Source organism: Actinoplanes lutulentus (assembly GCF_003259845.1).
GTDB classification, from domain to species: domain Bacteria; phylum Actinomycetota; class Actinomycetes; order Mycobacteriales; family Micromonosporaceae; genus Actinoplanes; species Actinoplanes lutulentus.
Map to the genome: position 1 here is coordinate 192428 of NZ_QLMJ01000021.1, position 26655 is coordinate 219082.

At 68.4% G+C, this 26655-nt stretch carries 22 protein-coding genes; 18 read left to right on the plus strand and 4 right to left on the minus strand.

Annotated elements, in window-relative coordinates; translation table 11 throughout:
• Positions 1 to 64 precede the first annotated feature (64 nt).
• Genes B0I29_RS36425 through B0I29_RS36435 form a run of 3 tightly spaced genes read left to right on the plus strand, consistent with a single transcriptional unit; the run spans position 65 to position 3035 of the window.
• Positions 65 to 1066, plus strand: a complete 1002-nt coding sequence (locus B0I29_RS36425; RefSeq protein ID WP_245973040.1) for an efflux RND transporter periplasmic adaptor subunit — start codon at positions 65 to 67, stop codon at positions 1064 to 1066.
• Positions 1063 to 1761 carry an ABC transporter ATP-binding protein gene (locus B0I29_RS36430; RefSeq protein ID WP_111653698.1) on the plus strand — a complete coding sequence of 233 codons (699 nt, stop codon included), beginning with the start codon at positions 1063 to 1065 and terminating at the stop codon, positions 1759 to 1761. Before B0I29_RS36425 ends, B0I29_RS36430 begins: the two co-directional genes overlap by 4 nt.
• Positions 1758 to 3035, plus strand: a complete 1278-nt coding sequence (locus tag B0I29_RS36435; protein ID WP_111653699.1) for an ABC transporter permease — start codon at positions 1758 to 1760, stop codon at positions 3033 to 3035. Before B0I29_RS36430 ends, B0I29_RS36435 begins: the two co-directional genes overlap by 4 nt.
• Before the next feature lie 6 nt (positions 3036 to 3041).
• Here B0I29_RS36435 and B0I29_RS36440 read toward each other — a convergent pair whose 3' ends face one another.
• Positions 3042 to 3752: an SDR family NAD(P)-dependent oxidoreductase gene (locus B0I29_RS36440; protein ID WP_245973042.1), complete on the minus strand. Its 711-nt coding sequence runs from the start codon at positions 3750 to 3752 to the stop codon at positions 3042 to 3044.
• Between the two features lie 114 nt (positions 3753 to 3866).
• Here B0I29_RS36440 and B0I29_RS36445 point away from each other — a divergent pair, with 114 nt between their 5' ends.
• The 3 genes from B0I29_RS36445 to B0I29_RS36455 are packed head-to-tail and all read left to right on the plus strand — an operon-like array spanning position 3867 to position 5387.
• A complete protein-coding gene (locus tag B0I29_RS36445) occupies positions 3867 to 4076 on the plus strand; it encodes a hypothetical protein (protein WP_111653701.1) in 210 nt (69 codons plus the stop codon).
• A gap of 35 nt (positions 4077 to 4111) precedes the next feature.
• Positions 4112 to 4915 (plus strand): SDR family oxidoreductase, encoded by an 804-nt coding sequence (locus tag B0I29_RS36450; RefSeq protein ID WP_111653702.1) that lies wholly within the window; start codon positions 4112 to 4114, stop codon positions 4913 to 4915.
• A 43-nt stretch (positions 4916 to 4958) separates the two neighbouring features.
• Entirely contained in the window at positions 4959 to 5387 is a 429-nt protein-coding gene (locus B0I29_RS36455) for a hypothetical protein (RefSeq protein ID WP_111653703.1), read from the plus strand.
• Here B0I29_RS36455 and B0I29_RS36460 read toward each other — a convergent pair.
• The gene (locus tag B0I29_RS36460; protein ID WP_111653704.1) at positions 5384 to 5662 is read right to left on the minus strand and encodes a hypothetical protein; all 279 of its coding nucleotides are present in this window, start codon (positions 5660 to 5662) and stop codon (positions 5384 to 5386) included. The genes B0I29_RS36455 and B0I29_RS36460 overlap by 4 nt on opposite strands.
• Before the next feature lie 198 nt (positions 5663 to 5860).
• Here B0I29_RS36460 and B0I29_RS36465 point away from each other — a divergent pair, with 198 nt between their 5' ends.
• From B0I29_RS36465 to B0I29_RS36490, 6 genes are all read left to right on the plus strand, one after another.
• A complete protein-coding gene (locus B0I29_RS36465) occupies positions 5861 to 6205 on the plus strand; it encodes a hypothetical protein (protein ID WP_146617012.1) in 345 nt (114 codons plus the stop codon).
• Positions 6202 to 9597, plus strand: coding sequence for a P-loop domain-containing protein (locus tag B0I29_RS36470; protein ID WP_111653706.1), 3396 nt, complete (start codon positions 6202 to 6204; stop codon positions 9595 to 9597). Before B0I29_RS36465 ends, B0I29_RS36470 begins: the two co-directional genes overlap by 4 nt.
• Positions 9598 to 9652: 55 nt before the next feature.
• Complete coding sequence (locus tag B0I29_RS36475) at positions 9653 to 10294, plus strand: alpha/beta hydrolase (protein ID WP_111653707.1); 642 nt, start codon at positions 9653 to 9655, stop codon at positions 10292 to 10294.
• A 23-nt stretch (positions 10295 to 10317) separates the two neighbouring features.
• Positions 10318 to 11616, plus strand: coding sequence for a WD40 repeat domain-containing protein (locus B0I29_RS36480; RefSeq protein WP_111653708.1), 1299 nt, complete (start codon positions 10318 to 10320; stop codon positions 11614 to 11616).
• Between the two features lie 18 nt (positions 11617 to 11634).
• Entirely contained in the window at positions 11635 to 12063 is a 429-nt protein-coding gene (locus B0I29_RS36485; RefSeq protein ID WP_111653709.1) for a hypothetical protein, read from the plus strand.
• A 79-nt stretch (positions 12064 to 12142) separates the two neighbouring features.
• Positions 12143 to 13114, plus strand: a complete 972-nt coding sequence (locus B0I29_RS36490; RefSeq protein ID WP_111653710.1) for a dienelactone hydrolase family protein — start codon at positions 12143 to 12145, stop codon at positions 13112 to 13114.
• 1235 nt (positions 13115 to 14349) lie between these two features.
• Here the strand turns inward: B0I29_RS36490 and B0I29_RS36495 are convergent.
• Positions 14350 to 15381 carry a LacI family DNA-binding transcriptional regulator gene (locus tag B0I29_RS36495; RefSeq protein WP_111653711.1) on the minus strand — a complete coding sequence of 344 codons (1032 nt, stop codon included), beginning with the start codon at positions 15379 to 15381 and terminating at the stop codon, positions 14350 to 14352.
• 176 nt (positions 15382 to 15557) lie between these two features.
• Between B0I29_RS36495 and B0I29_RS36500 the strand changes: the two genes are divergently transcribed.
• The gene (locus B0I29_RS36500; protein ID WP_111653712.1) at positions 15558 to 16931 is read left to right on the plus strand and encodes a DUF1996 domain-containing protein; all 1374 of its coding nucleotides are present in this window, start codon (positions 15558 to 15560) and stop codon (positions 16929 to 16931) included.
• A 61-nt stretch (positions 16932 to 16992) separates the two neighbouring features.
• On the opposite strand, the gene B0I29_RS36505 is transcribed toward B0I29_RS36500, so the two are convergent.
• Positions 16993 to 17616, minus strand: a complete 624-nt coding sequence (locus B0I29_RS36505; RefSeq protein ID WP_111653713.1) for a DUF305 domain-containing protein — start codon at positions 17614 to 17616, stop codon at positions 16993 to 16995.
• Between the two features lie 123 nt (positions 17617 to 17739).
• Here B0I29_RS36505 and B0I29_RS36510 point away from each other — a divergent pair, with 123 nt between their 5' ends.
• The 5 genes from B0I29_RS36510 to B0I29_RS36530 all read left to right on the plus strand — a co-directional run bounded on the left by B0I29_RS36510 (position 17740) and on the right by B0I29_RS36530 (position 26199).
• On the plus strand, positions 17740 to 20745 hold the full coding sequence (locus B0I29_RS36510; protein ID WP_111653714.1) for a discoidin domain-containing protein: 3006 nt from the start codon (positions 17740 to 17742) through the stop codon (positions 20743 to 20745).
• 231 nt (positions 20746 to 20976) lie between these two features.
• Positions 20977 to 22647, plus strand: coding sequence for a discoidin domain-containing protein (locus B0I29_RS36515; RefSeq protein WP_111653715.1), 1671 nt, complete (start codon positions 20977 to 20979; stop codon positions 22645 to 22647).
• A complete protein-coding gene (locus B0I29_RS47750) occupies positions 22644 to 23900 on the plus strand; it encodes a DUF1996 domain-containing protein (protein ID WP_111653716.1) in 1257 nt (418 codons plus the stop codon). The genes B0I29_RS36515 and B0I29_RS47750 overlap by 4 nt, the downstream gene beginning before the upstream one ends.
• A gap of 108 nt (positions 23901 to 24008) precedes the next feature.
• Complete coding sequence (locus B0I29_RS36525) at positions 24009 to 25115, plus strand: sensor histidine kinase (protein ID WP_111653717.1); 1107 nt, start codon at positions 24009 to 24011, stop codon at positions 25113 to 25115.
• 22 nt (positions 25116 to 25137) lie between these two features.
• Entirely contained in the window at positions 25138 to 26199 is a 1062-nt protein-coding gene (locus B0I29_RS36530; protein WP_111653718.1) for a LacI family DNA-binding transcriptional regulator, read from the plus strand.
• Positions 26200 to 26655: the final 456 nt, after the last annotated feature.

Consider the following 26655-nt stretch of genomic DNA (forward strand, 5'->3'; position numbering starts at 1 on the left):
CCGCGCCAGGCGCATTGGAGATCATGTTTGGCCGGGTTCATGCCGGCTCAGGGGATGAGGGACCGTGAAAATATCCGTACTTGCCCGTGCGGGGGCGGTGACAGCGGCAGCAGTGCTGCTCCTCACCGGCTGCACGTCTGAGGACGAGACGGCCCCGACGCCCGGTCTCGAGGAGCGCGGCACCGTATTGACCACTGTCAAAGCGGAGCGGCAGGACCTGACCAACAAGATCAGCCTGGCCGGCAAGGTCGCCATCAACCCGGTCTTCGGTGTCGTCGCGCCGCTCGCCGGCGAGGTGCGGTACGTGTCGCGCCAGCCGTCGACGCTGCCGGCGAGCAAGCCGGTCTGGGTCGCGACGATCTGGAACAGCGGCCAGCCCCGTGAGGTGACCATCCCGAAGGGCTCGGTGATGGCGGGCCGGCTCATGGACGACCGCTCCGAGGTCTCCAAGGGGATGCCGATCATCTCGGCACGGCACGGCGGGTACGGCATCGTGGCCGACATCGACAGCGCTCAGGCGTACCGGATCTCCGGCGCCGTCTCCAGCGTGACCGGCCAGATCAAGAACGGTCCCGGCCCGTTCAAGTGCAAGCCCAAGGGCACCATCGCGGCCCTGCCGGCCGGTGTGATCCCGGCGGCGCCGCTGCCGACCACGGCCGCGCCCAACGCGTCCGGCGGCCCGGTGCCGAACCCGGTCGAGACCGAGGCGCCGTCGACCGAGTCGCGCGGCGGCGGGTCCGAGCCGACCGGCCTGCAGCTGGTCTGCACCCCGCCGGACACCGTCCAGCTGATCAACGGCGCCGAGGTGACGCTCGACGTGGTCACCGGCAAGGCCAAGGACGTGCTGGTCCTGCCGGTCGAGGCGGTCGCCGGCAGCCAGGGCAAGGGCAAGGTCGACATCGTCGACGAGAACCGCAACCGCAAGACCGTCGACGTCACCCTCGGCATGACCGACGGCAAGGTCATCGAGATCAAGAAGGGTCTGACCGGTGACGAGACGATCGCCATCCCGGGTCCGAACCTGCCGACCGCCGAGGCGCAGCCGCAGCCGGGGCAGGGCGGATGAACCAGCCCCTGATCGAGCTGACCGGCATCACCAAGATCCTCAAGGGTCAGGAAGAGCCCCGGACCATCCTCGACGGGGTCGGCCTGACCGTGCACGCCGGCGAGAGCGTGGCCATCGTCGGCCGTTCCGGCTCCGGCAAGAGCACGCTGCTCAGCATCCTCGGCCTGTTCGACCGGCCGGACTCGGGCAGTTACCTGCTCGACGGCCAGGAGATCAGCCGGCTGCCCGAGCGCAAGGCCGCCAAGCTGCGCAGCTCGCACTACGGTTTCGTCTTCCAGCGGTTCTTCCTGCTCAAGCACCTGACCGCCGCGCAGAACGTGGCGATGGCGCTGGTCAACGGCCAGGGCTGGCTGCCCCGCCGGCAGCGCCGGGTCCGGGTCATGGAAGCGCTCGACCTGGTCGGCATCGCGCACCTGGCGAAGAACCGGCCGACCAAGATGTCCGGCGGCGAGCAGCAGCGGGTGGCCATCGCCCGGGCACTCGTACGCGACCCGCGGGTGCTGCTGGCCGACGAGCCGACCGGCGCCCTCGACACCGAGACCGGAGCCGCCGTGATCGACGCGCTCTCCGCGGCGACCCACCGCGGCTGCGGCCTGATCCTGGTCACCCACGACCGCGACCACGCCGCCCGGATGGGCCGCACGCTCAGCCTGGCCAACGGGGTGCTGACGGAGACCGGGAGGGTGCACGCATGATGCGCCTGTCGGGCCGGTTCCGGTCCTCCCTGATCATCGGCCTGCAAGGCATCCGGGCCCGCAAGCTGCGCACTCTGCTCTCGATGATCAGCCTGTTCCTCGGTGTGCTGGCCGTGGTCACCGTGCAGGCCGGCGCCAGCATCGCCGAACGCGCCCTGATGTCCGACGTCGAGCTCCAGTCCGGGTACGACGGCACTGTCGTCATCGACGTGATGCCGCACGAGAAGTCCCCGTCGATCGTCTCCGAGACGGTGGCCGGCCGTAACGACGCGGTCAGCCTGATCGGCACCTCGGCGATCATCGGTGAGCCCGGCGTCAGCCCGATCAACCCGGGTGGGGCGCCGTTCGACCAGGGTGCCTGGGGTTCGACCGAGATCTGCGACAACGTCGGGAACTGCGTACCCGGTCCGCCGACCGGCGAGGCCATCGAAGTGGTGCTCACCGCGGTCGCCGGCGACCTGCTGACGTTCCGCCCGCTGCGCCCGGTCTCCGGCGACTGGCTCGCCTTCGACACCGTCCCGTCGCTGGCCCCGAAGATCGTGATCAACGAGGAGGCCGCGAAGGGCTTCCGCGATCACCAGGTGCCGGCCGAGATGCGGGTCCGTGGCGCCAAGGCGAACATGACCCCGCAGATCGTCGGTGTCGTGCACGACGGGGACTACCAGCCTCGGGCGTACGTCCGGCAGGACGAACTGACCAACTGGATGCCGACGAGCAGCCTGATCGACCCGAACTTCGGCGGCCAGATCACGGTCATGACGTCCTCCGGCAGCCCGGTCGAGCAGGTGCTGCAGTCCCGGCTGCGCGGCGCCGGAGCCGAGTCCTACGTCAACGTCGTCCAGAACCGCAAGGAGATGGAGAAGCAGCTCATGCTGATGCGGCTGATCTTCCTCTCGATGGCCGGGCTGGTCCTGCTGATCGGCGTCGCCGGCATCCTCAACGTCGGCCTCGCCACGGTCGGCGAACGGGTCGAGGAGTTCGCACTGCGCCGCGCGGTCGGCACACCACGCACGCTGCTGGCCGGCATCGTGCTCGCCGAGACGATGCTGACCGGCCTGCTCACCGCGGCCGCCGCGATCGGCGCCGGCATCGCCGGCCTCAAGATCGTCTCGATGGTGCTGGGCGGCTCGGAACCGCTGCTGGCGAACGTCCAGTTCCCGTGGGACGCCGGCGTGGCCGGCATCCTCGCCGGGATCATCGCGGGCGTGCTGGGCGGTTTCATCCCGGCGCTGCGCGCGGCGGGCATCCCGATCGCCACCGTGATGCGCGCATAGATCTGGTTATTGGACGCCGAGCACGCGGTGGCCGACGGCGATGGACTCGCCGGTGATCGCCGCCGCGTGGATCGACGCGAGGTACACGACGAGTCCGGCCACCTGCTGCGGCGTTGAATCGCCGCCGGTGGCCGGCTCGATCCCGTCCCGGGGCTCCGCCGTCACGATCGCCGGATTGACCACGTTGATCGTGACCCCGGACGCGACGTAGGCGTCGGCCAAGGCCTTCGACGCGGTGATCACCGCGCTGTTGCGGACAGACCCCACGACGGTACGCGTCGTGAAAGCGTTCTGGCCGCTGATGTTGACGACCCGGCCGAAGCCGTTCGCCCGCATCCGCGGCAGGACGGCGTCCATGGTGCGCAGATAGCCGATGGTCTTCGCGTCGACCGCCGCCAGGATCTGCTCCGGGTTGTGGTCGAGCGACGGGTCCAGGGTGTGCGCCGGCGGAGCCGCCGAGTTGACCAGGATGTCGATCTCGCTGATCTCGTTGACGGCCGCGTTGACCGACGCCTGGTCCCGGTTGTCGAGGGTGACAGTGCCCGGCGCACCACCGAGCTCCTTCGCGACCGCCGCGAGCCGCGCCGCGTCCCGGCCGGCGAGCACGACCTTCACATCCTCGCTGAGCAGGGCGGACGCCACCGCCCGGCCGATCAGTCCACTGCCGCCGACGATGAGGGCGGTACGCCCCGCGATCCCGAGATCCATAACGGACATGAGATCACACCGACTTGGGTAAGTGAGGCTTCACGCTGTGCAGTGGTGACGTTTTCCCGGCGTACGCCGCTGAACAGAATGGATCGACGACGCTCACTTTTTCGGGAGAAGCCGATGACTGTGCAGACCTCACAGGCCCCCGCGCCTGTCCGCCGGATCGCGACCGGCCTGCTCTGGGTTTCACTGGCGATGATCCTCTTCGTCGCCGGCCGCAACGCCTGGGCCTCCCTGGCCTCCGGCAACCACCTGCTGGCCCTGGCGGCCGCGGTGGCAGGCATCGCGCCCGTCCTGCTCGCGTTCCTGGTGACCCGCTCGGATCACTGACCCTTCGCCGGGCCGGTAATCGGTATGGTGCTCCGATGACCCGGACCGCATTGATCACTGGAGCCTCGTCGGGGATCGGGCTCGCGACCGCGGCGGCCCTGGCCGGCCGTGGATACCGGGTGATCGGCACCAGCCGTGATCCCGACGCGCTCAAGCCCGAGCAGCGTGCCGCCGGGGTGGAGTACGTCGCCCTCGACCTCACCTCGGACGACTCGATCGAGCAGCTCGCGGACGTCCTCGCCGGCGTCGACGTGCTGGTCAACAACGCGGGGGAGAGCCAGTCCGGTCCCCTTGAGGAGTTGCCCACCGAGGCGTTGCGGCGGCTCTTCCAGGTCAACGTGCTCGGCCCGGTGCGGCTCGCGCAGCTGACGCTGCCCGGGATGCGCGAGCGAGGGTACGGCCGGGTCGTCATGGTCGGCTCGATGCTGGCGTCGTTCCCGCTGGCGTACCGGTCGTCCTATGTCGCCACGAAAGCCGCGATCAAGGGTTTCAGCAACGGCGCCCGGCACGAGTACTCGCCGTTCGGCGTCTGGCTGACCACTGTCGAACCCGGCTCGATCAACACCGGCATCAGCGAGCGCCGCACCAAATACGTCGCAGCGGACTCCCCGCACCGCGGCGACTTCGACCGGATGCTGACCGCGCTGGACCGCAACGAGAGCACCGGCATCACCGCCGAGCGCGTGGCGCGGACCGTGGTGACCGCGATCGAGGCGCGGCGGCCGCGGCAGCGGTACGCGGTAGGCAGCAACGCCCCGTTCGTCTTCGCGCTGCGGCGGCTGCTCCCGGCCTCCCTCGTCGAGAAGGTGACCCACCGCAAGCACAACCTGCCACGCTGACTCCGTACCGTCCGCTGTGATCGATCCGGCTAGGATCGCAGCCATGTCCATCGATCAACCTGATGTGGCGACCGATCCGGCTCTGCCCGTTAAGCAGCGCCGGGAACGGGACATCGTGGGCTGGCTGCTCACACCGATCGCCACGTTCGTGCTGGCACCGCCGCTCACGATGATCCTCGGGTTCGTCCTGCTGACCGGCGACTCGTCGCCGGCGATCTGCCGCGGTGTCGCCACGGCGAACGGCTGCGAGGAACTCACGCTCGGCCTGATCGGCGAGCACGTGGTGATCTTCGCGGCGCTGTGGCTGATTCTCTGGGCCCTGCCGTGGTGGCGCTCCCTGCGCAGGGCCCGGATCGTGCTCGCCGTGATCGCGTCAGTGGTCCTGCTGGCCGTGCCGATCCGGATGGCCGCGGCCGACACCGGCTCCGGCGCCGACGACCAGCAACCGGGAAACACGTACCAGCAGAACTAGAGGGTCGCGCGGAACTCCGGCCAGGTTCCCCAGAAGCGCTCGACCTCTTCGATGATCGGCTGCAGCCGGGTCACGATGTCGCGCGGGACCGGCGTGCCGTCGTCCCAGCGCGGCGCCGATGGCAGGTAGTACAGCCCGCCGCGCACCCCTGGCTCGACACCGAGCGTGATCACGTGCCCGTCGAGCTCGAACTGCCGAGCGAACCGCCCGTGGCTCCGCAAGATCGCGCCCGTGTGATGTTGTGCCTCTTGGCGGTGCAGTTCCCGGACCGTCATGATGCCCTCCTCCGTCGGCGATGTGACCCTCGCAACAGTGGATACGCCCCGCCGTCGTCAGCCGTTCACTACACAGCGTAAACATTCCACAGTAGAGATCATTTGCTTTCCGTAACCGTCTGAAGCTGTGGCGGTCGATCGCCCCGGTGCTCCGACCAGAGTGGTGACTCATTGCCTCCCGGCCCCTACCCTGGGATCGTGACGGCCCGCGTACTCAAAGTGATCGTGGCGGTTGTGGCGGCAGGGCTTGCGGTCGCTGTCGCTACGACGATCCTTGCTGGTCAAGGTCTGGACCGTGCCGAGAAGTGGGTTTCGATCTCCGGCGTGGTGATCGGAGCGATCGGCACGACGCTGGCCTGGCTGGCCTGGCGTCGCCCCGTGCACGGCTCTCGTTCGGCCCGCCGGACTGGCGACGCCACGGCGACAGGTGCCGGAAGCCTGGCCAACACAGGGCTGCTTGGTGATACCGATGCGACAGCGACGGCTACGGGCGATGCGAAGGCCGAGCGGGGCGGGCACGCCAACACCGGGGCCGGCGAGTGAGCGCGTACCGGCGAGACGAGACGGTACGCGACACGGGCCATTCCACCGCGAGTCACGGCGGGGTCGCCAACACCGGCCGGATCGACAACCTCACGGTGAATCAGGTTCCGGGCACGCGGGTCCGGTCCGCGTACCGTGAAAGAGTCCGTGCCATCGCGCCCGACGAGTTGATCGAGCGGGAAGCTGAGTACGCCCGTCTCGTGACGTTTTGCACTGCGCCTGGTCCCGGCTATCTGTGGCTGCGCGCTCCGGCCTGGGCTGGCAAGTCCGCGCTGATGTCATGGTTCGTTCTGCATCCGCCGGACGGCGTCGCGGTGGTCTCGTTCTTCGTGACCGCGCGCTTCGCCGGGCAGAACGACCGGATTGCCTTCGCTGAGGTCCTTATCGAGCAGTTGGCCGAACTTCTCGCAGAACCGCTGCCTCCGCTGCTCACCGAGTCCACGCGGGAGGCGCATCTGGCTGGGATGCTGTCTCGAGCCGCTGAAGGGCGTCGGCTGGTGCTTGTTGTCGATGGTCTGGATGAGGATCGCGGCGTCACGGCTGGAGCAGACGCGTACAGCATCGCTGCACTCCTGCCCGCCGACCCGCCGGAGGGCCTACGGGTGGTCGTCGCCAGTCGACCTCACCCGCCGGTGCCTGTTGACGTGTCACAGCGGCATCCGTTGCGTGACCCCGGAATCGTTCAAGACTTGGCGCGGTCACCGCATGCCGAGGTGGTCCGGCAGGACGCCGAGCGGGAATTGAAACAGCTGATCCACGGCAGCGCCGAAGATCAGAAGTTGCTTGGTCTGTTGACTGCTTCAGGTGGAGGGCTGAGCGTCACGGATCTGGCTGAATTGTCCAATATTGAGGTATGGGATGTGGAGGAACACCTGGAACAGGTGTCGGCCCGAACTTTCGCCACGCAAGCCGGACGCTGGCGGCCTGAGCTCACCAAGTACGGACTCGCCCACGAAGAACTTCAGCGGCTGTCGGTACGGCGATTGGGTGAGGCCCGGCTTAGCGCGCACCGGGATCGACTGCACGCATGGGCGGATGGCTATCGGCAACGGGGATGGCCGCCGGGAACTCCTGGCTATCTGCTGGCCGGCTACTTCGTCCTGCTCCAGTCGACCGGCGACCAAGCGAGAATGCTTGAATGCGCAACTGATGCGCAACGGCACGCCCGCATGCAGGAGACCACGGGCGGGGACTACGTGGCTCTTGCCGAGATCTCGGCAACCAGCAGTTCGTTTGCCGTCAGTGAACCTGTCGATCTGCCTGCGATCGCAAGCCTCGCCGTCCACCGCCACGAACTCGAGGTTCGTGCCGGCAATGTTCCGGTGGCGTTGCCGGGCGCGTGGGGCCGGGCCGGCAATCTCAGCCGCGCCGAGATCCTTGCTCGCTGTCTCCGGGACTCTTCGGAGCGAAGCAGGGCGATGGCGGAGGTTGCCGAAGCGGCCGTTGCCGCCGGCGACCTCGATTTTGCGGAACGGGTGGCTGATGGGATTCCGGATCCGAGACGGCGGAGCTGGGCTGTCAGCGCATTGATGCTGGCCGCGTCCCGCGCTGGCGACCGGCTAAGAGTGGACAGGCTGGTGAATCTGGAGTGGGACAACGCCGTCCGCAACACATTGCCGGGCGTCGCGGTATTGCTGGCAGCTGGTGAGCTGGCGGCGGCAGAGAATGCGGCACGAGCAATTCAGGGTAACGAGGAGAGGGTTTCGGCGTTGACCGGCGTGGTGCTTGCCGCCGCAGGGGCGGGGCAACTGGACATCGTCCGGCGTCTGGCCGAGCAGGCCACAGCGTTGATTCCGGCCATCGGGAGCGAGATCCGCAGGGCGGCCCGGATGAATGACTTGGTCCGGGCGTCGGCCTCGGCCGACGGCTTCCGGGTCGAGGCCTTGGTGGCACTGGCGGTCGACCTGTCCCGCGCCATCCGACAGGTCGATCGGCGGGCGGTGGCATTGGCCGATGCGGGCCGAGTGGCCGTCGCCGCCCGTGTGAGCGGGCTTGCTGCCGCACTCTTCGAATCGGCGAAGGTGGCGGCTCAGGCGCCGGCCGATGGCTATCTCCGGGTGCGCGCCTGTGTCCAGGTTCTGCAGGCTATGGCACGAACAGGTCGGGCGGACAGTGCCCGTGACCTTGTCGTCCAGGCCGGAAAGTCGGTGGAGGGTATCGCTGACCCGAGCCAGCGTGTCCGTGGATACGCTCTTCTGGCCCAGGCGTATGCGGTCCTCGACGAAGATGATTTGGTCATGGACACGTGTGAGCTGGCGGAGGCGGCAGCGAAGTCCGTTACCGATGCGGACCAGCAGATGTGGTCACTGCTCAGCATCGTCGCGCCGCTCGATACAGTCGACCGGCGCAAGGCCGCCGCAGTTCTCGAGCGAATCGAAGTGTTGGCCCGCGACGTGTGGGACGTCGAGGACCAGGTCTCACTCCTCGTGCTGACCGCCGAGGCGGTCGCGGTGACCGGTGACAGGCAACGGGCAGGTGCGATGCTGGAGAGCGCCGAAAACCTCGCGCGTACCTTGGCCCAGCCGATCCGGCAGGAGGTCACGCTCGGGCGAGTGTCCAGAACTGCCGCCGCGAGTGGTCACCTGGTGACAGCTGAGCGGATCGCGAGGTCTGTGGCCGCGTCCCAGTGGGCGTCACCGGGCGGCCCGCCTTTGGGCAGGGTGGCAAGCGCGTTCGTGGACGCTGCCAAGGAATCTGACGCCGGATCGGCCGGCAAACTGCTGGACCATGCAGAGGCGCTGGTTGCCGAGCTTGGCGAGGAGCAGCACGACGCCCGGCAGGGCTGGCACGCTCACGCACTGGCACACCTGGCCGAGCGGGTGGCCGGAATCGATCAGGACCGCGCTTACGCACTGGCGCGCCATGCGTACCGTCTCGTGTTGTTGATGCCGCGGTCGGACTGGCAACACGAGGTGCAGATCGCGGTGGCGTGTGCCATGGCTGCGTCCGGGCAAGTCGATCGAGCCGAGCAGATCTCTGTCGAGCTCACCTCGATCGAGCATCAGGCGCGTGCCAAGGCCGGCATTGCGGTTGCGCTGGCGGGCATCGACCCTGACCGCGCCGCGCAGTTCACGGCGCAGGCTGAGGCGTCGTGCGCCATGATTCACGACCAGCATTCGCGTTCCGCAGTGCAGGTCGCGATAGGCGCTGCCCTGATCGCGGCGGGCGCGGGGGCTGCCGCGTACTCGTTGGCGCAGACCATCGTGGTGCCGGATTCCCGGGCCGAGGCCCTGGCCGCAGTGGCGGCTGCAAGAGCAGTCCCTGAAGCCGAGGACCTATTGGTCGAACTACTTCAGGGGCCGCACTGGCATCTATCGCTGCTCGCTCTCGGCCAGGTGTGCCCCCAGGCTGTGATTGCGATCGCGGACCATCTGACCGGTGCCACCTCCTGACGCCACAGCGGATGGAAAGGTTGACGCTTCAAGTTTCTGGGGTTAGGTTGTTGACGTGGCAACTATTGATGCGCCCGTTGTGGCTACTGCCGGATCGGACGATCCTGAGGCTCCGCTCGTTGTGCTGCTGCACGGGCGCGGGTCGCACGAGCGCGAGATTCTTGCGCTCTCCGCGCACCTTCCGGCCGGTCTTGGGTACGCGGCCGTGCGCGCCCCGATCAGCGAAGGCGCTGGTTTCGCGTGGTTCGCCAACCGGGGGATCGGGCGGCCCGTCGCGTCGTCGTTGCGGACCGGGATGGACTGGTTCCGGGGCTGGCTCGACGCCGCCGTGCCGGTCGGGCGGCCGGTGGTGCTGGTCGGGTTCAGCGGGGGAGCGGCTTTTGCCGGTGGGCTCCTGCTCGACGATCCGGGGCGTTATGCCGGGGCGGCCATCCTTTACGGCACCCTGCCGTTTGATGCCGGGGTTCCGGTTGACGGTGGGCGGCTTGCCGGTGTCCCGGTCTTCGTCGCGCAGGGTGATCAGGACACCGTGATTCCGCGGGAGCTGCTCGACCGCACGTGGCAGTACCTGCACGACGAGTCGGGGGCGGACGTGACCGGGCGTCGCGATCCTGTCGGGCACGGGCTGACGGCGCCGGTTACGCGTACCCTCGCTGGTTGGTTGGAGGAGCGCTCCGCGCTCGGGTTGCGCTCTTGACCTGAGCAGGCACACTCTGTCGGGTGTGGAAAAAGATCTTGATCGGCGTGGCGGTCGTCGGGCTTGCCGCCGCCGGCGTGGCGCGGCCCTGGCGTGACGCGCCCGGTGACGTGGTGCCCAGCGGCCTCGAACTGCCCTGGATGTGGCAGGCCACCGTCGACATGGATCCGCCCGGGCGTGCGTCCATGCTGGTCGGTGGCGACACCATCGGCTTCAACGGCACCGACATCTTCGACTCCGAAGGCAAGATCGCCGTGGTGGGGCGCGGCGGGGATTACCGCACGCTGCTGAACGGCGGGTGGGACTCGATCGTCGCGGGCGAGGACGTGCTGCTCTCGCCGGACGGCAGGCGCGTCGTGCGGCCGGCGGTCGACCAGGACGGCCTCGAAGTGATCGACCTGGAGAGCGGTGCCAGCAGGGTGTATCCGGCGCCTGATCTGGCGGTCGCGGCGGCTCCGACGCAGGCGCCGGGGTGGTCCGGACCGGTCGCGTGGGCGCCGGACGGGCGATCCGTGCTCGCCGAGGTCTACGCCGGCGACGACACCCATCTCGCGCTGCTCGACCTGGAGACCAGCGCCGTCGCGCCGATCGGTGACCGGATTCTGGGCTGGACCCGGCGTAGTGCGTCGCGGGCGGCGTTCGCGCCGGACGTCCGTCACATCGCGGTCAGTTCGGGCACGTCGGTGATGCTTGTCGACCGTGCCGGGGAAGCGGCCTGGACCACCGATCTGGGCGACCGGGCCTATCTGGGTGGGACGGGCGCGTTCAGTCCCGACGGGAAACTGATCGCTATCAGTCAGCTGGAGGGTTGTCTCGATCGTTGTGACCGGGATGCCCTGGCGGCTCGGCGCTGGACGATCACGTATCTCGACGCTGTCACCGGTGCTGTTGTCGCCGGGCCGGCGTTTCCGGCGGTGACCGGGAGTGCCGTCCGGGTGCTCGGCTGGAGTCGGGGCCGGGACCTGGTCGTTCTGCGGTACTCGCCGGAGGACGGCGCGTACCGGGAGGCCATCGATGACGGGTCGGTCCAGGGATGGAACGACACCGGTTGGTATGAGACCGGACATGTCACGCTGCAGTCGCTGAGTCCGGGTGGCGAGGCGCGCACGCTGCTGGATCCGCCGGACGGGGTGCTGACCATGGATGTCGCCCAGGATCTGCTGCAGGCGGGAGCGTTCGGTGGCGCGGTGCCGGCGGCGAATCCGTTCCCGGCCCGGCCGATCATCTTCTGGGCCTTGGTGCCGATCGCGTGCCTGGGTGTGATCCTGGTTCCGCTGGTGTTCTGGGGTGTCACGGTGATCCGGCGGCGCCGAGCTTTGTAGCGTCTCCATAATGCGGCGATGAGTTCCATCATCACGTTCTTTGTCGTGGCCGATGACGCCGTCGCTGCCGCCCTCGCCGGCTCCGGCCCGGGCGCTGACCTGGCGATCGCGGAGTACGGCAACTTCGACGTCTGGACCACGCTGACCGAGTGGGAGAGCCTCGCCACCGGCCGGGACCTGGACGAGGTCGAGGACGACGGCGGCGCGGACATGGTCAGCGACGCCGACGAGCCGGTGGTCCTGGCGTTTCCGCCGGCGCTCACCGAGGCCCTGGCCGCAGCCGATGCTCCCGCGCTGAACAGGCTTGCCTCGCGGTGGATCGAGCTGCGCGCCGAAGAGGGCGAAGAAATCGACGAGGAGCTGGCGAACGACCTGCTGGGCGAGGTGGCAGGCCTGGCCGCCGAGGCGGTGAAGGCCGGGGCGTCCCTCTACGTCTGGATCTGCTGACCTCTTGACAGTTCACAGTGAACACTTGTTAATGGAAACACTGTTTCGGAGAGTGTTACGGCTGACCACTGGAGGTCCCGTGTCTCTGTCCCTGCGCCGCGTTCTCGCTGCGCTCGCTCTAACCGCTGCCACCCTCGTCGCCACCCCGCAGGCCGCCCAGGCCGCCGCGGTGGAGGTCGACGGGGAGATCTCCGTCCCCTGCTGGATCTACAACTACACACCGGACGCCGACTGGTACTTCCCCGCCACGACCAGCCCGAAGGCGCTCGTCTACCTGCAGCACGGTTTCTCCCGCGCCAACGACAACGTCGCTGACCTGGCTCGCAAATATCAGGCCGCCGGCTTCCTCGTCTTCGCGCCGGCGCTGTCGTCAGCCGACATCTACGGCTGCACGGTCAACAACCTCGGCAACAACACCGTCTTCCTCAACAGCGTGGCCGGCTGGATCGGCAACGCCACAAACGCCGGCGGTGCGCTCGCGAAGAGTTACGCCACGGCGGCCAAAATTGCCGGTCGCGCCGGCAGCACGCTGCCGGCAAAATACGTTCTCGCCGGTCACTCCGCCGGCGGCGAAGCGGTCACCTACCTTGCCAACAGCTTGCGTACGAGCTACCCGAGCGCGTTCGCGAACCTGAAGTACGTGCAGCTGCTCGACCCGGTGAAGTCCATCTTCGGCAACAACCTGGCGACCGGCCTGGCCGGGATCGCGGGCACATCCCTGCCGATCCGCACCATTTCGTCCCCGCCGTACCTGGCGAACAGCGACGCCAGCGGCACCGTACAGCTGACCACCGACCTGGACCGCGACTTCCTCGGAGTCCGGCTCACGACGGGCTCACACTGTGACGCCGAGGGCTCCAGCACGAACATCCTCTGCACCCTGACCGCCGGCACGTCCAAGGCAGCGAACGTAACCGCCTTGCAGACGCTGGCGGTCAACTGGACGATCGACGCGGTCGACGGCACGACAACCGCGACGTATTACCCGGGCGGCGCTTATTACCAGGGCCTGCTCACCGGCGGCGTCATCCAGACGCTGAGCGGCAGCTGACCCAAAGCCCGGCCGGCAGCCCCGACGGCATCCGGCCGGGCACCAGTCATGCGCCGCCCGCAGCCAGCCGCCTGTCACGCGGTGTGTGCGGGCGGCCGCCTGTCACGCGACGTGCACGGGCGGCCGCCTGTCACGCGACGTGCACGGCCGGCCGCCTGTCACGCGCCACCGGCCATGCGCCGCCCGCCACCAGCGACGTTGCCCGTGGGCGCCAACCGCTTGCCTGCGTTCGTTTGCTGGCCGCTCGCCTACCGCCTCCTGCCTGCCGTCGCAGGACCTTTTTACCCCGTTTTTGGCGGCCTCCCGCCCACATGCTGACCGCTCGAGTTTCGCCATTGTTGGGGCGAGGTGGTCGGCGACGTCACTCGCCGAACCCTCACGGAGGGTGATCATTCGGCAAGGGACGCCGCTGGCGCAGGCCGATCTTGGAATTCTGTGGGTGCTCTGACCCCCACGGGACTCCACAAACCCGAAACTCTCCAACATCGTGGTGGCAGCGCGTAGTAGCGGCGCAGCCGGCCCTCGACGGCTTCCTCCCGGCACCAAGGCGCCGCAGACCACTCCGCAATCGACAGGCCACGGCGGCAGCCATCCTGAACTCGTGAGTTTGTGGTCGATGGGACGGCCGAACCGCACAAGATCTGTCTGAACAACGCCTTGGAGCGAGCCGGCGCGCCGCCCGAACCCGCCACCGGTCGTCTACGGAATGGCGAAACTCGACTGACCACGAATCGCCAAGATCTCGCACGGTCGGCAAGCGGCCCCGACCGGCCAGCCCCGAAGGAACGGTCACGCACGCGGGATGCTTGCGCTGGGGCGATGAGCGCACGCGGACCCGTTTGGGCGGTCCGCCAGCGCACGCCGAACGTTCGGGCAGCGGCGGTGAGCGCGCGCGGACTGGTTGGGCGGGGCGGTTAGTGCACGCGGACTGGTTGGGCGGGGCGGTTAGTGCACGCGGACCGGTTGGGCGGTGAGCGCGCGGAACTTGTTCGCGTGCGTTCACCGGTGTCCTTGGGGCGGTCAGCGCGCGCAGGCCGCTTGTGCGTGAGCTCACCGGCGCCAACATTTCGGTCTTCCCGCGCCGGCCTTAGCTCGCGGTGGGATTGGGTCCTGGTCGGCTCGGGAGGGTCTTGGCTGCTTCCACTTGGGCATGGGCTTGAGCTTGGTGGGTGGGGCCTAACACCGGCGTGACAGGGGCGCTTCGGCTGTTGTTACGCCGGAGCCCATAACGTCGGTCATGCGGTCTGGCGAGGGACCAGCGTGGGTTCGTAGATGATGGAGGTGACTCGGGTGGTGGGGTCGTCGAGGCGGGTCAGGAGTAGGCGGGCTGCCTCCGCCGACATGTCCTCCAGCGGGTGGCGGACCGTTGTCAGGGCCGGCCGGGCTGCCAAGGCGGCGCTGGAGTCGTCGAAGCCGATCACCGCTACGTCCTCCGGCACCCGGCGGCCCGCGTCGCGCAGGACCAGGAGGGCGCCCAGGGCCATCAGGTCGTTCGCCACGAAGACGCCGTCGATTGCCGGGTGGGATGACAGCAGCGAGCGCATCGCCTCGGCGCCGCTCTCCTGGGTGAAGTTGCCGCTGGCCGAAGGTAGCCAGGCGTGGCCGTGGCGGGCCATCGTGTGGCGGAAGCCGGAGATGCGGTCGACGCTGGCGGGTACGTCGGGTGGGCCGGAGATGACGGCCGGGCAGGTGCAGCCGCGGGCGGCCAGGCGGTCGGCGGCCAGGGCGGCGCCGGCTGAGTTGTCCAGGTCGACGTAACTGATCGGGACCGGCTCGGGTGGGCGTCCGATCAGGACGGCCGGGATGCCGTTGTCGGCGAGCATGCCCGGCAGCGGGTCGTGCGCCGGGAGGGACAGCACCACGGCGCCGTCGGCCTGGCCGTTGCGCAGGTCGCCGACCAGGCGTTTGTGGCCGTCGGCGCCGACCATCTGCAACGCCAGCTGAACGCCGGCCGGGCGGAGCACGCTCATCAGGCCGCCGACGACGCGACCGAAGTACGGGTCGGAGAAGAACCGGCTCATGAACGGGTCGTCGTCGTGCGTCTCGGAGTCGGAGACGACCAGGGCCACCGTCCCGGTACGCCGGGTGACCAGCGATCGGGCCAGCTTGTTCGGCACATAGCCGGTCTGGTCGACGGCGCTCCACACCAGCTCGTGCAGTTGCGGGTCGACGTTGCGGATGCCGTTGATCACGCGGGACACGGTCGCGCGGGAGACACCCGCCACGCGCGCCACGTCTTCGAGCGTGGGCAGCCGCTGGCTCTGCATGCCCGAATTTATAGCACGCGGAGAGCGCTTTCCGCCGACCCCTCAGACCGAGGGCAAGGGCCAGTTCCGGAACCTCAAATCATTGACGTACGTGATAACGAGGCCGATGCTGGGAAAGCGCTCTCCAAGTCTCCGAACGTCCTCAACCCCCAGGAGACACCGTGCGAAAACGGTTCATGGCGCCCCTCGGCGTCACCCTCCTCGCCGCCGCCCTGCTGGTCGCCGGCAACCAGTCCGCCCAGGCCGCGGACACCCTCCTCTCCCAGGGCCGCCCCGCCCTGGCCTCGTCGCTGGAGAACGGCGAATCCCCGGCCATCGCGGCCTTCGACGGCCGCGCCGACACCCGCTGGGGCAGCCAGTGGGCCGATCCCCAATGGCTCCGCGTCGACCTGGGCGCCACCGCCACGGTCAGCCGGGTCGTGCTCGACTGGGAGGCCGCGTACGCGAAGGCCTTCCAGATTCAGACGTCGCCGGACGGCAACGCCTGGACCACGATCTACAGCACCACCACCGGCGCCGGCGGCAAGCAGAACCTGTCGGTCACCGGTTCCGGGCGATACGTCCGGATGTACGGCACCCAGCGCGGCACCGGCTACGGATATTCGCTGCTGGAGTTCCAGGTCTACGGAACGTCATCGTCGACGCCGCCGCCGACCGGGGGCAGCGGGTACGTCTACGCGAACCCGCCGGTGACCGGAGTCGTACCGTCCACGGCCGTTCCGCCCACCCAGAACCCGCCGGTGACGCACCGCGAGTTCCAGGCGAACTGCTCGGTGAGCAGGACGAACCTGAACGACGACCCGATCGTGTTCCCCGGCTTGCCAGGGGCGTCGCACTCGCACACGTTCATGGGCAACCGCACCACGAACGCGAATTCGACGCTGGCTTCCCTGCAGGCGGGCGGCACGTCGTGCATCACGCCCGGTGACAAGACCGGGTACTGGATGCCGACGCTGCTCAACGGCGACCAGGCGGTGCAGCCGGATGGGCCGCAGGTCATCTACTACAAGAGCGGCGTGATCGACTACCGCAGCGTGCGGCCGTTCCCGCCGGGCCTGCGGTACGTGGTCGGCAGCCCGTCGGCCACGCAGGACGAGTTCCGGTACTCGCCGGGCGCGGTCGAGGGGTTCGAGTGCGGTAACAGCGCGTTCAACTGGGACATCCCGGCGAACTGCCCGGCCGGTACCCAGCTCAACGCCCGCTATCAGGCGCCGAGCTGCTGGGACGGCCTCCACCTGGATACGCCGGACCACAAGAGCCACATGGCGTACCCGATCGTCGGGGTCTGCCCGGCGTCACACCCGGTGGCCGTGCCGATGATCGAGTTCAAGATGGCGTGGCCGGTCAGCGGGAACATGTCCGCCGTGCGGTTCTCCAGTGGGCGCGGGTACTCGTTCCACTACGACGTCTACAACGTGTGGGACACGCGGACCCTTGCGGCGCTGGTGACGCACTGCATCAACGGTGGGCTCCAGTGCAACCCGCGTGGCTTCGACCAGTACAAGCCGGAGCGTGGCGCGGCGCTGAACGAGAACTACGAACTGCCCTGATAAAGCACGGGAAGCCCGGGGCGACGTGCCCCGGGCTTCTCCGATAACAGTTTTCGCCGAATTAATTCTCGGGAATGTCGGCCAATGTGTACCGGATGTAATCACGGTTGGATTTCATGCGGATCGCGAGGTCGACGATGGGCTGTGGGCTGTCCAATTTCATCAGGCTGCCGAGCAGCATCTCGCTCTGTGTCCAGTGTTCCTTGACGTGCTGGCGGAGCAGGACGTCGAACGGTGCGCCGGTCTTCGCGGCCGCCTCGGTGACCTGATCGGGCGTCACCATGCCGGGCATCGGCATGCCCAGGTGCGGGTTCTCGGTGGGCAGTCCGGCCTCACCGTGCAGCCGCCGCAGGTCGTCGAGCTCGGTCCCGAACCGTTTCGTCAGGTCTGCCGCGAGCGCCTTGAGCTGCGGATTCGACCCGTGCGCAGGTGCCAGGTCGAGCAGCGGCAGGATCTGCTCGTTCATCGCGATGTTCACCTCGATCCAGGCGTTGTCGGTCGCCGAGAAGCCGCCGGCGCCGGCGTTGCCGGCGGTGAGGCCCGCGGTGGGGGAGAGGCCGGGAGCGGCCGACGTGGCCGGTGGCGCTGCCGCTGGACCGGCGCAACCAGCTGTGAGACCGGCCGTGCCGGACAAGAGGCCGGCGCTCAGCGCGACCGCGAGAAATACCCGGTGATTGGCGAACACCCGGGCAGTCTCCAGTTCCGGAACCGGCGATGTCAATGCTGTCTATTGACGGTCGGCAACATGGGCGAAACAATCGCCTCGCTTGGAGAGCGCTTTCCCTGCCCCTTCTCGAATGGTGCGATCATGAGAAAACGGCTGACCTTACTTCTCGCGTTCATCGCCACCGTGCTCGGCCTGACCGGTGTCGTCCCGGCACACATGGCCGCCGCCGCCGAAGTCCTGCTGTCCCAAGGGAAGCCGGTCACCGCCTCGTCCCAGGAGGGCGACGCCTGGGCCGCTGCCAACGCGGTCGACGGCAATGCGGGCACCCGATGGTCGAGTGCGTTCGCCGATCCGGCCACCGCCGACAGTCAGTGGATCCGGGTCGATCTCGGCACGACCACCACGATCAGCCGCGTCGTCCTGCAGTGGGAGGGCGCGTTCGGTAAGGCGTACCAAATCCAGACCTCGAGCGATGGCAGTGCCTGGACCACGATCTTGGCTAGAAGCAATGGTGCCGGAGGCACCGAGACGCTCGATGTGAGCGGGAGCGGGCGATATGTCCGGGTGAACGGGGTGCAGCGGGGGACCGGTTACGGCTACTCGCTGTGGGAGTTCCAGGTGTTCGGCGAGACGACGCCGACCACGCCGCCGACGACCCCGACGACGCCGGACACCTTCACCACGATCTGGACGGACACCTTCGACGGCGCCGCGAACACGAGCCCGAGCACGGCGAACTGGCTCAAGCGGACCGGCACGCAATATCCGGGCGGCGCGGCGAACTGGGGCACCGGCTCGGTGGAGACGGCGAGTGACTCGACCGCGAACGTCTATCTGGACGGCGCCGGCAAGCTCAACCTCAAGGCGATCCGCGGCGGGGACGGCAAGTGGACCTCCGGGCGGATCGAGACGCAACGCAGCGACTTCACTCCGAACCGCGGTGAGCAGCTGAAATTCACCGCCGTGATCAAGCAGCCGAGTGTGGCGAACGGCCTGGGTTATTGGCCGGGCTTCCGGGCGACCGGCGCCGCATATCGCGGTAACTTCACGAACTGGCCGGGTGTCGGCGAGACCGACATCATGACCGACGTGAACGGGCGCGGGCAGCTCGCGCAGACGCTGCACTGCGGGACCGCGCCCGACGGGGTGTGCGCCGAGTACACCGGGCGGTCCTCCGGGTTCGCGACCTGCGAGGGGTGCCAGAGCGGGTACCACGAGTACACGCAGGTCATCGACCGGACGAAGACCGACGAGGAGATCCGCTTCTACCTTGACGGGCGGCAGACCTGGGTGGTCCGTGAGTCGCAGGTCGGCGTGGCCGCGTGGCAGGCCGCCGTGCACCACGGCTTCTACCTGCGGTTCGATCTGGCGATCGGTGGGTCGCTGCCGAACGCGGTGAACAACGGCCGGACGACGCCGACCGCCGAGACCACGTCGGGTGGCGTGCTCAGCATCGACTCGGTCACCGTGGCGCGGAGCACCGGGACGACAGCGACGGCGATGATCGATCCCGCCGTCCCGGCCGGGCCGAGCATCGTCAAGGTCACCGGCAGCCAGGGGAACTGGCAGCTGACCGTGAACGGCACGCCGTGGCAGGTCAAGGGCATGACGTACGGTCCGCCGCAGGGCGCCGCCGACGGATACATGCGGGACCTGGCGAACATGGGTGTCAACACGATCCGCATCTGGGGACCGGATGCGAACACGCCGTTGCTGCTCGACACCGCGGCCCGCTATGGGATCAAGGTGGTCGTCGGGTTGTGGCTCAACCACGGCACGGACTACGTGAACGACACCGCGTACAAAAACGCGGTAAAAGCGGAAATAGTTGCCAAGGTCAACGAGCTCAAGGGCCGCCAGGGCGTTCTGCTCTGGGATGTCGGCAACGAGGTCATCCTGGAGATGCAGAACTACGGGCTCGCCGCCGACGTGGTCGAGGCGCGCCGGGTGGCCTACGCGAAATTCGTCAACGAGGTCACCGAGGCGATCCACGCGGCCGACCCGAACCATCCGGTCACGTCGACCGATGCGTACACCCACGCGTGGACGTACTACAAGCCGCACGCCCCGGCACTGGACCTGCTCGCCGTGAACTCCTACGGCGCGATCGACACCGTGAAACGGGACTGGATCGCGGGCGGCTACACGAAGCCGTACATCCTCACCGAGGGTGGTCCGGCCGGGGAGTGGGAGGTGCCCAACGACGTCAACGGAGTGCCGAACGAGCCCTCTGACCTGGCGAAAAAGGCCGGATACACGTACTCGTGGAACGCGATCAAGGGGCATCCGGGCGTCGCTCTCGGTGCGACCCTGTTCCACTACGGCCTGGAGAACGACTTCGGCGGCGTCTGGCTGAACACCACGACCGGTGGCTGGCGGCGGCTCGGTTACCACGCGGTCCGCGAGGCGTACACCGGGCAGAAGGCACCGAACACCTCGCCGGAGATCACCGCGATGACGGTCGGCAACCAGACCAGCGTGCCGGCCGGGGGAACATTCTCGGTCACCGTGACCGCGAATGATCCGCAGGGCGACCTCATCCGCTACCACCTGATGGCGAGCGACAAACACATCACCGCCAACCGCGGCCTCAGCCATCTGGCTTTCAGCCAGACCGGGCAAGGATCATTTTCGGTACGCGCACCGGAGGCGCTCGGCGTCTGGAAGATCTATGTGTACGCGTACGACGGCCACGGCAACGTCGGCATCGAACAGCGGTCGTTCCGGGTGGTGCCGCCGGCCGTACCCGGCATCGACCTGTCCCGTGGCAAGCCGGTGACCGCGTCCAGTTACCAGCCGACCGGCACGAACGGACCGCAGCTGCCGGCGTACGCGGTCGACGGTGACTACGGCACACGGTGGGCCAGCGAATGGACCGACACGGCGTGGTTGCAGGTGGACCTGGGTTCGGTGCAGTCGTTCAACCGGGTGCGGCTCGCCTGGGAGGCCGCGTACGCGACCGGTTACACCGTGCAGACCTCGAACGACGGCTCGAACTGGTCCACGATTCACACGACCACCGCGGGCGACGGCGGCTTCGACGAGCTGACCGTCGCCGGATCGGGCCGATACGTCCGGGTCAACGGGACCGGGCGGGCGACCGGGTGGGGCTACTCGCTCTACGAGTTCGGCGTGTACCGCGTCTAAGCGCAGTCGAAGGCGCCCGTAGGTTCCGGAACCTACGGGCGCCTCTCCGTATCGATACCCCACTGAGCTGCGTCTATGCATGCCGGAACGGTTGTGAAAGCGCTTCCCCGGCGTTTCCCGAGCATTGACAGCCCTCAACGGCCCGTTCACAGTCTTGGCAAGAGAGCGCTTTCACAGCTCCGTCCTCGCTGTGAAACAACTCCGAAACGTTCCCCCGAGGAGTCCCCGCCCATGAATCGACGCCTTTTATCCGTCGCCGCCCTCGGCGGCCTGCTCGCCGCGTTCCTCGCGGTACCCGCCGGCCCCGCCGCGGCGGCCGAGGTCCTCGTCTCCCAGAACAAGCCGGCCACCGCCTCGTCCAGCGAGTGGGCCGGCACCCCCGCCGCCTCCGGTGTCGACGGTGACAACGGCACACGGTGGTCCAGCGCCTTCGCCGCCGCGCAGTGGTTCCAGGTCGACCTCGGCGCCGCCACCGCGGTCAGCCGGGTCGCGATCAACTGGGAGGCGGCGTATGCCCGCGCCTTCCAGGTCCAGCTCTCCAGCAACGGCAGCACCTGGACGAACGCGTACTCCACCACCACGGCCACCGGCGGCCAGCAGAGCATCCCGGTGAGTGGCACCGCGCGATATGTCCGGCTCAACCTGACCCAGCGCGCGCTGGAGGCCTACGGCTACTCCTTCTGGGAGTTCCAGGTCTTCTCCGAGAGCGGCACCACGAACCCGACGAACGGATTGCTCTCTTACGCCAAACCGGCGAGAGCGTCCACTGAGCAGAACGACCCGCAGTGCAACCCGTGCACCGCCGACAAGGCGTTCGACAACGACCCGGCCAGCCGCTGGGCCACCAACGCGACCACGGGCTGGGTCGACCCCGGCTGGATCCAGGTCGATCTCGGCGCCACCGCCCAGATCAGCCAGGTCGTGCTGCAGTGGGACCCGGCTTACGCTCGGGCGTACCAGATCCAGGTCTCCGCGGACGCCGCCACCTGGTCGACCATCTACTCGACCACCACAGGCGACGGACTCAAGGACGTCATCAACGCCAGCGGCACCGGCCGGTACGTCCGGATGTACGGCACCGCCCGCAGCAGCACCTATGGGTACTCGCTCTGGGAGTTCAGCGTGTACGGCACCGGCGGCAACCCGACCCCGCCGCCAGCGAAGCCCGCCGACCCGGTCTTCCCCGCGTCCCGCCTGGTCTTCGCCGACGAGTTCAACGGCGGAGCCGGCAGCAAGCCGGACACCAGTAAGTGGACGTACGACCCGGGCTTCCCGCAGAACGGCGAGGTCCAGTACTACACCCCGGACAGCGCCAACGCCGCGATGAACGGCACCGGCGCGCTCGTGATCGAGGCCCGCAAGGAAGCCTCCAACGGCCGCGACTACACCTCGCACCGGATGAACACCAGCAACAAGTTCAGCGTCCAGTACGGCCGGATCGAAGCCCGGGTCAAGGTGCCGAAGGGCAACGGGCTGTGGCCGGCGTTCTGGCTGATGGGCGACGACTTCCTGCAGGGCCGCCCGTGGCCGTACAACGGCGAGATCGACATCATGGAGGTCCTCGGCCGCAACACCAGCGAGGCTTACTCCACGTTGCACGCGCCGGCTTACAACGGCGCCGGAGGGTACGGCCAGAAGTACGCGACCGTCGACCTGTCCCAGGACTTCCACGTGTGGGCGGCCGAGTGGGACAGCAAGGGCATCCGCTTCTTCCTGGACAACACCCTGGTCTTCACGGCGAGCAAGGACACCGTCGAGAACACCCGTGGCCCGTGGATCTTCGACCACAAGTTCTACCTGATCCTCAACCTGGCCGTCGGCGGCGACTTCCCCGGACCGATCGACGCCACCACCCCGTTCCCCGCCCGGATGCTCGTCGACTACGTGAGGGTCTACCAATGAGACGCTTGTTCGCTCTTGTCGCGGCCGCCGCTCTCACCACATATCTGCTGGTCAGCACTTCGTCAGCGTCAGCAGCCGACACCCTTCTCTCCCAGGGGAAGACGGCCACCGCCTCGTCGACCGAGTCGGCCGCCTTCCCCGCGTCGAACGCCGTCGACGGTAACGGCGGCACACGGTGGTCCAGCGCTTTCAGTGACCCGCAGTGGTTGCAGGTCGACCTGGGCGCCAGTGCCACGATCACTTCGGTCGTGCTGGATTGGGAGTCCGCGTACGCTCGCGGGTTTGCTCTGAAGACCTCGAGTAATGCGCAGAGCTGGACCACCATCTATTCGACGGCCGCCGGGACCGGCGGTCGCCAGACGGTGAACGTGACCGGGACCGGTCGTTATGTGCGGCTCGAGACGACCGTGCGGGCGACGCAGTGGGGTGTGTCGCTGACCGAGTTCCAGGTGTTCGGCAGCGGCGGCGGGACCACCCCGACCATTCCGCCGGGCGCGGTCCGGGTTGCGGAGTTCTTGGCCGACTGCCCGTTCAGCCATCGGCTGCCGGACGACCCGATCATCTTCCCGAACCTGCCGGGCGCGTCGCACATGCACAGCTTCTTCGGCAGCACCGTGACGAACGCGTTCTCGACGGCCGACCAGCTACTCAACGCGAACAGCAACTGCAACCCGTCGATCGACAAGTCGTCGTACTGGATCCCCACGCTCTACCAGGACAACGCACCCGTCGAACCGGTCACCGGGATCTTCTACTACCTCGGTGAAGGCGTACGCGACGACCTGATCGCGCAGACCCAGCCGTTGCCGTTCGGACTGCGGATCGTGGCCGGCAACGCCAAGGCGACCGGGCCGGCCGACAACACCATCTCCCGGTGGTCATGCCTGCACGCCGGGGACGCCGGGTCGTCGCCGGACTTCGTGACCTGCCCGGCCGGCACGATGCTGGAGTCGTACCTCGATTTCCCGCACTGCTGGGACGGGCGCAATCTGGACTCGACGGATCACAAGAGTCATATGGCGTACCCGGTCAACAACGCCTGCCCGGCCACCCACCCGGTCGTGGTGCCGAAGATGCGGCAGGTCATGCGGTACCCGGTCAGCGGTGACCCGGCTCGGCTGAGGCTGGCGTCGGGTGGCGGTTACACCATGCACGGCGACTTCTTCAACGCGTGGCCGGTCGAGGAGATGGCACGGCGGGTGAACGACTGCATTCGCCCGATCATCAAGTGCGGGGCCGACGGACGGCCTTGAGATCGTGGCCCCTCCTCCGGGAGGGGCCACGTATGCTGATAACCGGTGCAAACGGGGCCTTTTCGACTGTTAGGAACCGGGCCGCGTGAGGCGGCCCGGCAAGCCGGCGTGCTCCTCGCTGTCGCGGGCTGGCTCGCGCTGCTCGGCATCCTCAACGACCCCGATCGATCCGGGCGGCTCTCCCTCGTGGCGGCCTGCGACTTCATCGTCGCCTCCTTCGGCCTGTTGCTTCCGTGGGGGCGGTTCAACGTTCACGCGCCGGCCCTGCTCGGGCTGGTGGCCTTCGGCGTGCTCGGCCTGTCCACCTGGTCGTTCGGCGGCGTCGCCACCGGCACCGGGCCGTTCCTCGTACTGCTCTACGCGTGGGCGGCGCTGCACTTTCCGCGCTGGATCCTGCTGCTCTATCTGGTGCCGTCCACTCTCGCGTACCTGGTGCCGCTGATCATCACCGATCAGCCGCAGGCGATCCTCGGCAGCGCTGTCGTCCTGATGCCGATCGCGCTCTCGGTCGCCCTGCTCATCGAGGCACAGGCGCGCCACCTGCGCGACGACCGGGCCCGGCTGGCCCGCATCGAGCAGTGGCGGGCCGGCATGGTCAGCACCCTCGCGCACGACGTCCGGGCGCCGCTCAGCACCGTCCGAGGCGTCCTCGAAGAGTTGGAGGACGCCGCCGGTGGCCACGAGCGGAAGATGATCGAAGCCGCGTTACGGCAGACCGCCCGCATCGCCCGGCTCGCCGACGGGCTGCTTGACCTGGACCGGATCGACAGCTCAGGGCACCTCAAGCTGGATCTTGGATCCCATCCGGCGCACAGCCTGGTGAAAGAGGCCCTGCTGTACGTGCGTGCCGATGCCGACATCCAGGTCGAGATAGACGAGAGCCTCGCGGTGTGGGTCGACAAGATGCGATTCGAGCAGATCCTGCTCAATCTGGTCACCAACGCGATGCGGTACGGCGCGCCGCCGATCATCGTCCGGATCACCCGCGAGGGCGGGTTCGACCGTCTCGAAGTGCGTGACCACGGTCCCGGGATTCCGGACGAGCTGCGGAACCGCCTGTTCGGCCAGTTCGCGGTCGGTGGGGCGCAGGGCGTGGGGCTCGGGCTCTGGATCGTCCGGCAGTTGGCCGTCGCCCACGGCGGCAACGCGGTCGCCGAAGCACGCGAGCCCGGGGTGGCGATGGTGGTCACCTTTCCGATACACCAGTCTCCATGATCTCGCGACCCAGGCAGCCTCTATGATCTCGCGTCCTCGGCAACCGACCATGGACCAGGTTGCCGAGGTGGCCGGCGTCTCGCGCGCCACGGTCTCCCGGGTGATCAACAACGCGGCCTCGGTGGCGCCCTCGATCCGGGAGGCGGTCCAGCGAGCGATCACCGCGACCGGGTACGTCCCGAACGTCGCCGCCCGCAGCCTGGTGACCCGCCGATCCAACTCGGTGGCCCTGGTGATCAGCGAGCCGGACCGGCCGGACGACCACTCCTTCCTGAACCGGATCTTCACCGACCCGTACTTCGGCCGGGTGACCGCCGGCGCGACCGGAGCGCTCCGCCCGCACGACGTGCACCTGGTGGTCGTGCCCACCGACGCCGCCGACCAGCACCAGGTGATCCGGTACCTGCGGCAGGGTCACGTCGACGGCGTCCTGCTGATCAGTAGCAACGAGCACGATCCGCTGCCCGCCCAGGTCCACGCGCTGGGCATCCCGGCCGTGCTGTCGTCCCGGCCGTCCGGGCCGCTGCCGGTCAGCTACGTCGACGTCGACCAGCGGGCCGGCGCCGCCCTCGCCGCGGCTCACCTGCTGTCCCGGGGGTGCCGGGAGCTCGCCACGATCAACGGGCCGCTGGACATTCCCGCTGGTCAGGAGCGGTTGGACGGCTTCCGGTCGTACCTCGGCCAGTCGTCGGCCTTGAGCATCGCCTCGAACGCGTTGCCCCGGCATGTGCCGGCGGTGACCGGCGATTTCACCCGGGCCGGTGGTGAGGCCGCCGCCCGAGCGCTGCTGGAGGCGCATCCGGCGATCGACGGCCTGTTCGTCGCCAGCGATCTGATGGCCGAGGGCGCCCTGCGCGCCGTGCAGGACCGGGGCCGGCGGGTACCGCAGGACGTGGCGGTCGTCGGATTCGACGACTCCAGCGTCGCGCTGGAGTGCCGGCCACCGCTGACGACGGTCCGCCAGCCGGTCGAGGAGATGGCGGCCGAGATGGCCGAGCTGCTGATGGCCCACATCGACATGCCGGGCCGATCACCCCGCTCAGTGATCTTCCAACCGACGCTGGTCCTGCGCGAATCCGCCTGAAGCCACATCCCGGCGCAGCGATCGTGGTCCCCGAACCACAGCTCGACGGGAGTCCCGGCCCAAGTTCACGCAGGTCAGGGCGAGCGTGTCGATTCGGGGTTCGCCACGGCGCCCTGCCGCTGAGCCCTGTCGCCACGCCCAGTTGCTACGCCCAGTTGCTACGCCCTGTTGCTACGCCCTGTTGCCACGCCCCCAAACGCGACACGCTCGCCGCAGGCCGCCCGCCTGTGTCGATTTCGGGTTTGGTGCGCGCCCGAATTCGACACGCGCGGGTGGGGCGCTCGCAGTGTGTCGACTTCGGCACCCGTTGGGCGGTGACCGAACCCCCGACCTCTGCGCGAGCCGAGCGCTGGCGAGCCGAGCCGATGCTCCTATGGATGTCAAGTGGTGGGTGGGGTGTGGTTGGTGGTGATGATTTGGTAGATCTCGCGTGCTATGTAGCGTTTGAGGCAACGG

Excerpts from the sequence above, each read along its gene's own strand:
- B0I29_RS36430 (WP_111653698.1), top strand. The coding sequence starts at position 1,063 with ATGAACCAGCCCCTGATCGAGCTGACCGGCATCACCAAGATCCTCAAG.
- B0I29_RS36435 (WP_111653699.1), top strand. The coding sequence starts at position 1,758 with ATGATGCGCCTGTCGGGCCGGTTCCGGTCCTCCCTGATCATCGGCCTG.
- B0I29_RS36440 (WP_245973042.1), bottom strand. The coding sequence starts at position 3,752 with ATGTCCGTTATGGATCTCGGGATCGCGGGGCGTACCGCCCTCATCGTC.
- B0I29_RS36445 (WP_111653701.1), top strand. The coding sequence starts at position 3,867 with ATGACTGTGCAGACCTCACAGGCCCCCGCGCCTGTCCGCCGGATCGCG.
- B0I29_RS36450 (WP_111653702.1), top strand. The coding sequence starts at position 4,112 with ATGACCCGGACCGCATTGATCACTGGAGCCTCGTCGGGGATCGGGCTC.
- B0I29_RS36455 (WP_111653703.1), top strand. The coding sequence starts at position 4,959 with ATGTCCATCGATCAACCTGATGTGGCGACCGATCCGGCTCTGCCCGTT.
- B0I29_RS36460 (WP_111653704.1), bottom strand. The coding sequence starts at position 5,662 with ATGACGGTCCGGGAACTGCACCGCCAAGAGGCACAACATCACACGGGC.
- B0I29_RS36485 (WP_111653709.1), top strand. The coding sequence starts at position 11,635 with ATGAGTTCCATCATCACGTTCTTTGTCGTGGCCGATGACGCCGTCGCT.
- B0I29_RS36495 (WP_111653711.1), bottom strand. The coding sequence starts at position 15,381 with ATGCAGAGCCAGCGGCTGCCCACGCTCGAAGACGTGGCGCGCGTGGCG.
- B0I29_RS36500 (WP_111653712.1), top strand. The coding sequence starts at position 15,558 with ATGGCGCCCCTCGGCGTCACCCTCCTCGCCGCCGCCCTGCTGGTCGCC.
- B0I29_RS36510 (WP_111653714.1), top strand. The coding sequence starts at position 17,740 with ATGAGAAAACGGCTGACCTTACTTCTCGCGTTCATCGCCACCGTGCTC.
- B0I29_RS36515 (WP_111653715.1), top strand. The coding sequence starts at position 20,977 with ATGAATCGACGCCTTTTATCCGTCGCCGCCCTCGGCGGCCTGCTCGCC.
- B0I29_RS47750 (WP_111653716.1), top strand. The coding sequence starts at position 22,644 with ATGAGACGCTTGTTCGCTCTTGTCGCGGCCGCCGCTCTCACCACATAT.
- B0I29_RS36530 (WP_111653718.1), top strand. The coding sequence starts at position 25,138 with ATGATCTCGCGTCCTCGGCAACCGACCATGGACCAGGTTGCCGAGGTG.